Here is an 11,441-nt window from a genome sequence, read left to right as displayed (position 1 = left end):
CCGGGGGAAGGAGGCTTACCTTCCCGCAGGGACGTCAGAAGGGACAGACCCATGTTGAAGCGCCGCACATTCCTGACCGCCACGCTCGCCGCCCCGCTGCTGATGCGCGCGGCCCACGCCGCGGAAGACCCGATCAAGCTGCGCCACCTCTACGATCGCCAGGCACTTTCCGACCTGGCCAAGGCCAGCGAAGGCAAGCGGATCGCGGTCGACGGCTACATGGCGCCGCCGCTCAAGGCAGAGAGCCGGTTCTTCGTGCTGACCCGCCGGCCGATGGCGGTCTGCCCGTTCTGCGAGACCGAGGCCGATTGGCCGAGCGACATTCTCGCCGTCTATACCAAGCGCATCGTCGACGTGGTGCCCTACAACGTGAAGATCGTCAGCTCGGGCGTTCTCGAGCTCGGTGCCTATCGCGATCCGGAGACCGGCTTTCTCAGCATGGTCCGGCTGGTCGACGCGAGCTACGCGTGATCCATGGGGCTCGCGCTCTCGATTTCCGATCTTCGCGTCACCAGCGACCGAGGCCGCCAGCTGCTCGCGGTTCCGAAACTGGAGCTCCCTGCCGGGGCACTCGTCGGGATCGAGGGCCCCTCCGGGGCGGGCAAATCCACCTTGCTCTACGCCCTCGCCGGCCTGCTCACCGCGACCGGGCAAGTCCGCTGGGGCGATGCCGATGTGCTGCGCCTGGACGCCGAGCAGCGGGCCCGCTTCCGGGCTGAACGCATCGGCATGATCTTCCAGGATTTCCTGCTCTTCGAGGAGCTTGACGCCGCCGACAATGCCGCGCTCACCGCGCTGTTCCGGCCCCGAACTGAGCGCGCGGCGCTGCGGGCAAGGGCGCGGGCGCGGCTGGCCTCGCTGGGTCTGGGCGAACAGGGTTTGGATCGCACCGTCGCCAGCTTCTCCGGGGGCGAGCGTCAGCGCGTCGCCATTGCCCGCGCGATGGCGGCGGAGGCGCCGGTGCTGCTGGCAGACGAGCCGACCGCGAGCCTCGACCGCGCCGCCGCCGACCGGCTGATCGACGATCTGATCGGGCTGGCGCGGGCAACCGGCACGACCCTGATCGCGGTCAGCCATGACACGCGGCTCATTTCCCGCATGGACCGCATCCTGACCATCGAGGACGGCGCGCTGACCGATGACAGGGAGGGCTCCGCATGATCGCCTTCTGGGACAGCCTCTCCGCCCTGTCGCAGGATCTTCTGATGACGGTGTTGCTGCTTCTGCCCTCGCTGCTGGCCGGCGGGCTCGTGCTGCGCGGTTTTGCGCCCTGGCCGCTGGTGCGCGCCATCCTACGGCGCTTCCGCGTGGCCTCGATCCTCTTCGTGCTGCTGATCGCGATCTCCGTCGGCATGGGCATCGGCCTGCTGGCACAGGAGCGCGGCCTGCGCCACGGCACCGCGCAGGCGGCCGACAAGTTCGATCTCGTGATCTCGGCGCCGGGAAGCGAGATGACCGTGATGATGTCAGCCGTCTTCCTGCAACCCTCCGACATGCCCCTGCTCGACGGCGCGACCTATGCCGAGATTGCTGGCCACGAGAGCGTCTCGATCGCGGCGCCGCTGGCGTTCGGCGACAGCTTCGGCAGCGCCCCGGTCATCGGGACCACGGCGGAATTCGCCCGCTACCTCGCGGAGGATCGCATCGAGGGCCGGATGTGGGAGACGGCGCAGGAAGCGCTCGCCGGCGCGCTGGTGCCGCTCGAGATCGGCGGCGGCTTCGCGCCCGCGCATGGCCACGGCGACGCCGCCGAGGACAACGCCCATGCCGGTGAGCCGCTGACAATCGTCGGCAAGCTCGCGTCCACCGGGACGCCGTGGGATCGCGCCATCCTCGTGCCGGTCGAAACAGTCTGGAGCGTGCACGGACTTGCCAACGGCCATGCTCCGGACCGGTCCGACCAGATCGGCCCTCCCTTCGACCCAGCCTATTTCCCCGGGACCCCGGCCGTCGTGGTGCGCTCCGAGGCGCTCTGGGCGAACTATGCCCTGCGCTCCGAGTTCACCCGGGATCGCGAGACCATGGCCTTCTTTCCCGGCGCGGTGCTTGCGCAGCTCTACCGGGTGCTTGGAGACATTCGCCAGATCATGTCACTGATGGCGCTGGTGACGCAGGTGCTGGTCGCCGCGGCGGTGCTGCTCGGGCTCTTCATTCTGTCGCGCCTGTTCCACCGGCAGCTCGCGCTGCTGCGCGCGCTCGGCGCTCCGGCGCGATTTGTCTTTGCGGTGGTCTGGTCCTTCGGCGCGGTGCTGCTGCTCGCCGGAACGGTGCTTGGCCTCGGAACCGGGAGCCTCGCCGCCTCGGTCCTGTCGAGGATCGTCACGGCGCGGACCGACATCCTCGTCACGGCGCCGCTGGGCTGGAGCGAGATCCACTTCCTCGCCGGCTTCATCTCGGTGACGCTGCTCCTGTCGCTGCTGCCCGCAGCGGTGGTGCTGCGCCAGCCCGTCGTTCCGAGCCTGCGCGGCTGATCGAGGCAGAACGGCGCGAGGTCGCGCGTCACATCTGCTTTGCGCTGGTGCGGTGCTGGGGAGCAGATACCGATGACACGCATGGCGCCCCGCCGGCAGCAAGGCTCGGCCTCAGCGAGAGCAAGGCCGGCGCCGCCACATCGGGCGACGCCGGAGCCGGTCAGACCAGCCGGATCGTGGTGCCCCAGTCGTCCTGGTAGCTCGCCTGGTCGCCGGCCTGCGCGCGGCGCAGTTCGACGAAGTCGAGCCCGGTCTCGCGGTCGGAGCGTCGTCCGGCCCCTGCGCTGAGCCACTGGTTGACGGCCACGTGGTGATGGTAGCCGCCGGTCGAGAGGAACACCGCGTCATCGCGGGTGCTCACCGCGTCGAAGCCCATCGTCTCGCGCCACCAGCGCCCCGCCCGCGGCGCATCCCCGACCTTGAGGTGCACGTGACCGACCGTGGTGCCCGCGGGCGCCCCCTGCCAGAGCGGCGGCAACATCCCGAGCGTGCCCATGATGCCTTCGACATCGAGAGCGTAGGTGCCCATCTGGACCTCGCCGCCGATCCACTCCCAGCTGTCTTCCGGGCGGTCGGCATAGATCTCGACGCCATTGCCCTCGGGATCGGTGAGGTAGACCGCCTCGCTGACCCGGTGGTCGGCGCTGCCGGTGACCGGCACCCGGCGATCGATCGCCATGCCGATCCACTGCGCCAGATCGCGGCGCGACGGCAACAGGAAGGCGGTGTGGAAGAGCCCCGCCTCGCGCTGCCCGGGCAATGACAGGCCGCTCTGCTCGGTCAGCGCCAGGAGCCGCTGTCCGCCGGCGCCGAGCCAGAGGGTCGCGCCCTCGCGGGCGACCTCCTGCAGCCCGACAGCCTCGCGATACCAGGCGGCAAGCGCCTCGGCATCCCGGGTACGCAGCCCGACCGTGCCGACATGGACCGGCGCCGCGACCGGCAGGCCGTTGGCCGCTGCCGCCCATTGCGGCACGGCGGAAGCGAGCGCCACGGCGCCCGCCCCCTTCAGCAACTCGCGCCGCTGCATCACAGCTCTCGCCCGATCAGACGGTCGAGCGAGAAGCGGCCGCCGCCCTTGGCGAGGAAGGTCAGGGTCACGGCCGACCAGATCAGCGATAATTCGGCGCCGCGGTAGCCCTGCTCCAGCACCACCCAGTGGAAGTAGATCGTCACCAGCAGGATCACGGTGGTGCCCCCCGCAGCGAGACGGGTGAGCAGGCCGAGCGCCAGCAGCAGGCCGCCGGCGAACTCGGTCACCGAGAGCAGGATCGACCAGACCCAGCCGGGCGCGAAGCCAAGGCCGGAGACCATGTCGGCGGCGCCGGTGGGGTTCTGGATCTTCGGCCAGCCATGGACCATCAGTGCAACGCCGCTGATGACGCGCAGCCACAGCTCGGTGAGCGGGGCAAGCGCGCGGTAGAGCGGGCGGAGGGCGGGCAGCATCAGGGAAGGTTGAGCGGTTTGGGAAGTCATCTTGTCATATCTCCATTGGGTGCGAGCGCCGTCTGGCGTCGCTGAAACGTCGGCACCGGGCGGTGCCATGCTGGGAATGGAGATCAGGCGCGGGGGGGTCTTCGATCCGGGCTCACGGTCCGGCCCGGCGTCGGGATGGCGTCCGGCAGCGTGCCAAGGCTGACAACCGTATGCGGCCTATCGGGCAGGGCAATGGCCTCGGGAAGTCCGCAGGCGGAACAGGGTTTGCTAAGCTGGGCCCGTTGCGGCGCGGTTGCGCCGGGGGCGTAGCAGATCTCTTCCATCGCGGCGCCGGTCTGGCTCGCACAGCCAGACGCGCTCACGCCCTGCGTGGGCACAAGTGTCCACAGCACGAGGAGCGATAGAGTCGCGAAGAGAGTCAGGTAGCGCAGCATTCGCTGTCCGTTTGCATCGGTTGCAGGGTGGTTTTCGCGCCACGGCGCCCCTGCGGCAAGCGCTCGCGCGCGGGCTCACGCAGATGTCATCGGCGCCGTGCTGCAAGGCGCTGAATGCGCCTTGCGGGGAGCGAGGTCCGGCGACGCCTGGCCTCGGCGATAACGCGCCTCGTCCCAGGAAACGCGGCTTCGACACTCATGGTGAGCCCCAGAAGGCGGAACTGCTGCTATCCACGCCACTGCAACCGGTGCCCGCGGCTTTGGCCTGCTGCCGTCGGTGAGCGCAGGCAGCAGGCCACCTATACGGATGGCTCTTCCCAGAGCAGCTGCGGAGCGAAGCGTGGACGGGCGAAGACGAAATTGTAGAAGGTCTCGCCGGTGACGTATTTGCTCAGGTCGAAAGGCGCTGCGTATTCGGTATGGGTTTCCACGAGGATGAGGCGCTCGTTGTCGACGAGGGTCGGGATCTTTTCGGCCATGTCGTCCAGATCGGCCTGGGTCATCTCCTCGAAGACGCCGCGGGTGCGCGACCAGTCGATGACCAGCTTTTCCTGAACCGGATCCTGCTGCACCACGCTCACGCGGAGGGAGTAGGCGGATTCGGATTTGGTCAGGAAAGCCAGCGCCTTGACCATGCCATCAAGATAATCCGGCGTGATCGCATCGGTCTCGCGCGCCAGTGCGTCGGATATCGCATAGGTGGCCTTGCTGTTGAGATCCTTGAAGCGAAACGCGTCATGCATCGCGAAGGTCGCGGTGATCGTTCCGAACAGTAGCGGCGCGAAGATCAGCACCTCGAGCGACATGCTGCCTTCGGTATTGCGCGAGAAGCGACGGAGGTGGGTCCGGAGAAACGTCAGCATCTGATCAACGGGGCTCCTGTACGAACATGGCGCGTGCCACCAGCTGGGCGTAGCCATTCTGATCCATAGAAACGCTGGCGGAGAGGCGGCTTGTCGGGAAGATCGGCTTGTACTTGAAGCAGGCCCGCATCAGCATCAGGTCATTGTCGAGGCCGGGCTCGAATTGCCGCGACGGCCTTGGCTCCTCTTCCGCGTTGATGCAATCGATGATGTCCGGCAGGCCGACGAAATTGGTCGGTTCGGCGACCTTCATCTCGAGCATCATGTTGGCCTCGCAAGTGTTGGACGCCGTCATTTCCTCGCAGATCCGGTGCTTGATCGCGGCGTAATCCGGCGACGCACCCGTGTTCAGCCGCACATCCCGGACCGAGACCGCGAGCGCCCGTTCGAGAAGGGCCTGCTTGAGGTTGATGATCCCGAGCTCGACGGATGTCCCGAGCAGGACGAGCAGCGCGGTGGTATAGAGCACGACCTCGACGGGGCCGGAGCCGTCCTGATCGGCGCAGAACCGACGGCAGGATTTTTTGAAGCGGGCAATCATTGGATCAGCCTGAGGTTATTGATCTGACGAGCGATCATGTCGAAGGCGGTGTGAAGCTCGTTGCCCTGGACGTGGAACGCGTGGCTGACCGAGGAGGCGCAGGCGCGCATTTCCGCGGCCGCCGAAGCCGAGGTCTCGAAGGCGATGGTGAAGACCGTGACCCCGTGCTCCTTGGCCAGCCCGCATTGCTGCATCAGGTGGCTGACATTCTCGTCGCGGTCGGTGGCCTCGTAATAGCTGCTCGTTCCCTGCTCCTGCAGGACGACTTCTCCGTTGATCGTGGCGTCGGGGTTGGAGGGGCGGTACTGCTCGGTGGTTTCGCCGTCCGTCATGATGACGATGTATTTCTCAGTCTCGCTGTCCCCCCAATCGATCGGGCGATTCAGGAAGCGGCTGTCGACGAGACCTTCGGAGATCAGGTAATTGACGCTGTCGCGATTGGTCGGGTCGAGCAGCGCCAGCGCATATTTCATCGCGTAATGGAGCCCGGTCCCGTCATGCATGCGCATGTTGGCGATGAAGTCCTTCAGCGCGTCCACGTCATGCTGGAAATACTGCACGGAGGTGTCTTCATCCGGGCACCAGCCCCAATCCATGACCTGGCCGTCGATCGGCCAGAAATGGAAGTGCGGGATGAAATCGTTCGAAAGCGGAAGCTCGGTGGTGGAGAATTCCTGCTCGTAGATTTCCAGGCAGGAGGACGGCATATTCACCAGCTGCGCCGAATCGAGCGCCGGAAGCTCCGGATAAAGGGCGGCCCAGAGATCGAAATCGATCTGGCTGTAGAGATAGGTGTCGCCCGGGATCTTGCCGCGGTTCTTGGTCGGGCCGAGATCCGAGGCGGAGCCGTTGGTATTCCCGGTGACCTGGTAGTAGATCCCGCTCTCCTGCCCGCCCTTGATCGAGGCACCGAGGAATTGCGACGCCTGCGCCAGCCGCGGATCCTGCGCCATCATGTAGGCGACGGCGCCGCGGTAGAAATCATCGGCGTCGCGGGGCGCGTTTTCGGGGAAGCCCTCGATCTTGTGCGCGACATCGTAGATCTGGTCACCATCGGTGTCGAAATAGGCGACGAAATTGGAGATCGCCTGCGGCAGCGGCTCGAAATATCCCTCCGCATCGGCGACGTCCTCTTCGAGCTCCTCGCCCTCGGGGATCACCGGGCGGATGCCCAGCACGTGGTCGAACAGCGTTTCTCCGGGGTTCACGCTACCGGCGAAGGGGATGACGTTGAGGGTCGTCACGGCCTCGGTATCCTCGGCCACCACCTTGTCGACAAAGTCCTGTGCCGCGGCCTTCGCCCGGATGATGCGCTCGTTGAACCGCATCGAGCCGGAGATATCCAGAGCAAGGGAGATCTCGACGTTGGACACGCGTTCATCGGCAACCGAGGTGAAGTTGGAATTGAGCTTCTCGACGCCCGACATTTTCATGAAGAGTGTCTGCATCTCCGCCGCGCCGGTGACCGACACGGTCCGGGAGTTCGGCGATTGGGTGACCTTGACCTCGCGCAGCGTGCCGCCGAGCCCGGCGACGGTCAGGTAGTCCTCGACGACCTCCTGGGGCGAGCGCTCCTGGTCGAGATCGGCGGCCGCGAGGGCCGCGCTGTCCATAACGTTCTGAACATGCGCGCGGTTTTCCTCGAAATGCATGATGTCGATCGCGGCGCCCATCATCATGAGCGTGACGAGGACGGTGAAGACCGAAAGGATGGTCCCGGTGCCATCCTCGGCCGATCGGAAATCGCGCAGAAACCCAGTCATGCCCATTGTTCGAAGATCCCAATTGAACGCTGAAATCTATCGTAAGTTGAATTCGGGCCGTTTTATGGCAATTCATGGCAACCTGAAGTTGCTTCATTAAGAACTGCAGCTATTTTCTTGGCTAAGGCCTTGGCCGAGAAGCACTCCCGCCGGACGACAAGCTTACCGAGATCGGCCCGGGCAAGCAGTGTCCGCCGAGGGATTCACCACCACAGCGGGAAAATCGGGGGATTGGGGGAGCCTCGAGCCGCGCCGGCGAGAGGCTCTGGCACGCGTCGGAAGAGATCGATCGAATCGTGCGCCCGCGGGCTTCTCCGGAGGCGGCAGGCGCACCTCCGGTCTCGAGTTCGGCAGAGATGTGAGCTCCAGCGGCGTCAGCCGTCGCGGCGGCGCAAGCGCCAGGTGCCCAGCAACAAAGCCGCCAGACGTGTGTCGGCGGCTTTGTTGTTTTTTGATTTGGTTGCGGGAGCTCGCAATGGCCTTAACCGAACAATAGGCGAACTCTCCAAGGGGCGCCTCGCCTCGCGAAGATAAAGAGTCGACAGACGCAGGTCACCGGCAGAGACACTCCTACCCTCCGCCGCTCCGAAAGCCGACCATCTATGCCTAGCGTACCGAGGTCCACTTCGCGCAGGACACGGGCCTGGCGACAGTTGCATCCCTGCCTCGGCTTCTCGGCGCTTCCGGCCCAGACCTGCCGTTCAGTCCCTGGCCGATCGCCACGGTGCAGCTTCACCAGAACCGGCCATTCGTCCATCGCGCGGCGTTTTCGGAGGATGAAGGTCGGCAGGGCGGACCTTCCTGCCGTTCGCTGCATGCGCAGCCTTTGTCGCGAGTAGCGGAGGCAATGCGCAGTGAAACCGACATCGCACCGGTGGGTTCATTTCTCGAAAGTTTCCGTTCGGACTGAACGCAGCAATCGCCCCTACGAGCCCACTTTGACCGAATCTGCATTGTGTGCCAATGTTGGCTCCTAGGGCTGTGGCCAAAAACGTTGCAAGATTAAACCGCGTTTCACCAAGGGTTAGTGGCACAAGATTTTTTATTGTTTGCGGGTTCTCAGCTATCGGTGAAAATAACGGCCGATTTCGCCTGATCGGCCACATATCGTGGCGCCGACGAAGCTCGCCACCCCAGCCGGTCGTGAAGCATCACGTGCGACTAGGTCTCTATTTCGAAGTGGTCCAGAGCGAACTAGCGTGGCGTCGCACTGGCCGCCTAAAGTAAGTGTGAAAGTGCGGTCTCACGCGGGCATTGTCCTAGGCAAATGCGGTATTGAGGTTGGCATGACCGAAAATGAAATCCTCGTTCTGGGTAGGGTATTGGAGCGGCTCATCATCGTTCTGGCCGCAGGCGCATCGATCTGGATGGGTTGGCGCCTGTTTTATAGAGTTGCGGATCGCGCGGATCATGAAGCCGAATTGAGCTGGAAGGAGTTGCGCGTGCAGCTGCAGCGCGTCGGCCCGGGGGCATTCTTTGCGCTGTTCGGGGTGGTTGTCTTGGTGACGGCATTGCTGCGCCCCCTGACATTCACGATCGCGGGGGCCGCGGAGGCGGAGGCCGCGACGTCCACGAGTTATAATGTTCCGCGCGCACTTCGAGCTGATTTGGACGAGCACTTGCGGGCGCTCAACACCCTAATCGTGGTTGGCAGAACGCCCCGCGACGTGCCCATCGCCGGCCGTGACCGCGCGCTGCTGGTGAGAGCGGCGGAGCGCGCGGTTGACCTGAAAGTCGAGCTATTGCGGCTGAGGTTTGGCGAGGAGGATTTTCGGACGTGGGCAGAATTCTCCGAGGCCTACGCCAGAAATCCGGATTCCGTCCCCGAGATCGTTCGAGCGACGGTGGCCGAGATTCAGGGAACTTACGACGGCGAGTTGCAATGAACTCTATCATCAGATTTTTTCTTCTTGGTTCCCTGCTGCTTCCATCAAACTTGGCGGCGCAATCATTGGAGCAGCGCGACCATATAATGTCGCAAACGTATCGTGCTGCGAAGCGATCAATCGATGACGCCATGGACCGTTTCTGGCCGGAACTTGACAGCTATGAAGCCGCAATCATGGGGACCGTGGAGATCAGCGTCGACCGGTATGATTGGAACCTATACGGCGTCAGGGCCGTACGTCGGGGTTCAGAGCGCTCCATCCACTTTCCGATGGGCTTTCTTATCGCCAATCTCTACGTCGTCTGGGGCATGGCCGCAAATGAACTGGCGGGGCATGACAAAGACCTAGGGCTCGATTATATTCATGAAATCTCAGATGTCGTGAAGCGGTCGGTCCGGGCCACAAACGCGGGGCAACGGCCGCCGCCCATGCCCAGCTACGGAGAGTTCGTCAGGATGTCGGAAGCCGAATGGCGGCGCCTGGCAACGAGTGAGCAGTATATGTTGTACGTCGAGGCCATGATGGGTGATGGGCTAGCGTTTATTCTGGCCCATGAAATTGGTCATCATGTGCAAGGGCACCTGGATGGGCCGGCATCATCTTTGCAAGAAGAGCTCTCCGCAGACAATTACGCCGTCGGGTTGAGCATCAATTCGGGGTTTAATCCGATACTGGCCTTTACTCCGTTCCTTCTTTTCGCTGCGATCGAGAATGACACCGGGGTCTACGATGGAACCTCCACGCACCCCCCCGGCCTTTGCAGGGTCGTGATGATGCTGCGGAGCGGTTCGGACGCGGCGCTGCGAGAGGAAGGGTTCATGGAGTACCTTACGGAGAACAACCTACGCGACGAGTGGTTCGAGAGCCAGGCCGAGCTGGCAGCGCTGCCTGACGAGCACGGTATGGATTGCCCCGAATCTCGGACACGGTAAGCGGAACCTTTACGTTCTGTCGGGGTAGCGGCCTGTTGGCCAGTCATTGTTTCATTGAGGCACTGTTCTGCCCGTTACCGGCCCCATTCCTGAGTTGCACCAGCACTGATATCCGACCGGTCCCGGCTGATTCATCTGGCACCAGAAAGCGGGCGTCTGGCAAATCCAAGTCATTGCTTGAGGTTGTGTCGGTTGGGGGGGCTGTTGAGGCATCGGCTGCTGATGCTGCCCTGCGGGCATAGGCGGAGTGTTGGCAAACGCTCTAGGGTCGCCTGCCTCACAGCGGCTCTCTCGTACCTCGCAATCGTTCCAGGCGCGATCTTCTGCTTCGTTGCAGGCATCGCGGCAATTCTGTCTCAGAGAACGGTCTGCGTACTGAGCGCTACACTGATCGCGACACTGATCATTTGTCAGAGCGGCCTGGTCCGTGCAGATGTCCCATTGGTCAAAGCAGTCGGCTGTTGCAACAACGGGAATGGATGATAGAAAAATGACGATACCAAAAAGTCTCGTTCCCATATCTAACACCTATTGTTCAATAACAATGGATAGCAGCCTCGAAATTCTACCACAGGATGCGCTTCGGGGAAATAATGCCATATCTGACCGGCTCAGCTCGGCGGAGTGCCAAGTTCATGGAGGCCTTGTTTCCGTTGCCCGACAGCAGCTTGTTTGCGATTGTGCGTGCCATTGCAACACTGCCGGACACCGCGGGGCTATAGACTAGTCGCTGCAAATGTCGGCGAAGTTAACCTTCCTAACGTCGTCGGGTGATGCAGCATCGGTCAAAAACGGCCGTGGTTGGCCGCGCCTTTCTCCAGAAGCAGCTATTGGCGCAGCCGCACGGAAATCGCACTTTGTCCGCACACTGCTCGGCAGCGCTCTCAGGATGAAGGTCCGCTTCTCTGGCAAGACACATCCAAGCGAAGGGCAAGTTCGGGCTGGGAGCGGGCGAATGCACCCGCAGCGAAAGTTTGGCACAGGCGCGGTGGTTTGGGCTCGAAGCCGTCATGCGGCGGCGTGGCAGGCTCGGTTCGCGGTGATCGAACCGCAGCGCGGCTGATTTGGTATGTTCGGCCGTCGGCATGATGCTGAAGACGTGGCGGGCGTGGTG

General features: G+C 63.8%; 10 protein-coding genes. 5 read left to right on the top strand and 5 right to left on the bottom strand.

Annotated elements, in window-relative coordinates:
• Positions 1 to 51: 51 nt before the first annotated feature.
• Genes KUV62_RS21725 through KUV62_RS21715 form a run of 3 tightly spaced genes read left to right on the top strand, consistent with a single transcriptional unit; the run spans position 52 to position 2,471 of the window.
• A complete protein-coding gene (locus KUV62_RS21725) occupies positions 52 to 471 on the top strand; it encodes a hypothetical protein (protein ID WP_222605855.1) in 420 nt (139 codons plus the stop codon).
• A gap of 3 nt (positions 472 to 474) precedes the next feature.
• On the top strand, positions 475 to 1,161 hold the full coding sequence (locus KUV62_RS21720; RefSeq protein ID WP_222605854.1) for an ABC transporter ATP-binding protein: 687 nt from the start codon (positions 475 to 477) through the stop codon (positions 1,159 to 1,161).
• The gene (locus KUV62_RS21715) at positions 1,158 to 2,471 is read left to right on the top strand and encodes an ABC transporter permease (protein ID WP_222605853.1); all 1,314 of its coding nucleotides are present in this window, start codon (positions 1,158 to 1,160) and stop codon (positions 2,469 to 2,471) included. The genes KUV62_RS21720 and KUV62_RS21715 overlap by 4 nt, the downstream gene beginning before the upstream one ends.
• 160 nt (positions 2,472 to 2,631) lie before the next feature.
• Here the strand turns inward: KUV62_RS21715 and KUV62_RS21710 are convergent, their stop codons facing one another.
• From KUV62_RS21710 to KUV62_RS21690, 5 genes are all read right to left on the bottom strand, one after another.
• Positions 2,632 to 3,498, bottom strand: coding sequence for a VOC family protein (locus KUV62_RS21710; RefSeq protein WP_222605852.1), 867 nt, complete (start codon positions 3,496 to 3,498; stop codon positions 2,632 to 2,634).
• A complete protein-coding gene (locus KUV62_RS21705) occupies positions 3,498 to 3,944 on the bottom strand; it encodes a DoxX family protein (RefSeq protein ID WP_222605851.1) in 447 nt (148 codons plus the stop codon). Before KUV62_RS21705 ends, KUV62_RS21710 begins: the two co-directional genes overlap by 1 nt.
• A 694-nt stretch (positions 3,945 to 4,638) precedes the next feature.
• Positions 4,639 to 5,202 carry a TadE/TadG family type IV pilus assembly protein gene (locus KUV62_RS21700; protein ID WP_222605850.1) on the bottom strand — a complete coding sequence of 188 codons (564 nt, stop codon included), beginning with the start codon at positions 5,200 to 5,202 and terminating at the stop codon, positions 4,639 to 4,641.
• A 4-nt stretch (positions 5,203 to 5,206) separates the two neighbouring features.
• The gene (locus KUV62_RS21695; protein WP_222605849.1) at positions 5,207 to 5,743 is read right to left on the bottom strand and encodes a TadE/TadG family type IV pilus assembly protein; all 537 of its coding nucleotides are present in this window, start codon (positions 5,741 to 5,743) and stop codon (positions 5,207 to 5,209) included.
• Complete coding sequence (locus KUV62_RS21690) at positions 5,740 to 7,506, bottom strand: TadE/TadG family type IV pilus assembly protein (RefSeq protein WP_222605848.1); 1,767 nt, start codon at positions 7,504 to 7,506, stop codon at positions 5,740 to 5,742. Before KUV62_RS21690 ends, KUV62_RS21695 begins: the two co-directional genes overlap by 4 nt.
• Before the next feature lie 1,286 nt (positions 7,507 to 8,792).
• Between KUV62_RS21690 and KUV62_RS21685 the strand changes: the two genes are divergently transcribed.
• Positions 8,793 to 9,392, top strand: a complete 600-nt coding sequence (locus tag KUV62_RS21685) for a hypothetical protein (RefSeq protein ID WP_222605847.1) — start codon at positions 8,793 to 8,795, stop codon at positions 9,390 to 9,392.
• The gene (locus KUV62_RS21680; RefSeq protein WP_222605846.1) at positions 9,389 to 10,327 is read left to right on the top strand and encodes a hypothetical protein; all 939 of its coding nucleotides are present in this window, start codon (positions 9,389 to 9,391) and stop codon (positions 10,325 to 10,327) included. The genes KUV62_RS21685 and KUV62_RS21680 overlap by 4 nt, the downstream gene beginning before the upstream one ends.
• Positions 10,328 to 11,441: the final 1,114 nt, after the last annotated feature.

Source organism: Salipiger bermudensis (genome assembly GCF_019801965.1).
Classification (GTDB): domain Bacteria; phylum Pseudomonadota; class Alphaproteobacteria; order Rhodobacterales; family Rhodobacteraceae; genus Salipiger; species Salipiger bermudensis_A.
The sequence above is the reverse complement of the archived record's forward strand: the minus strand, read 5'-3'. Positions and strand labels throughout refer to the sequence as shown.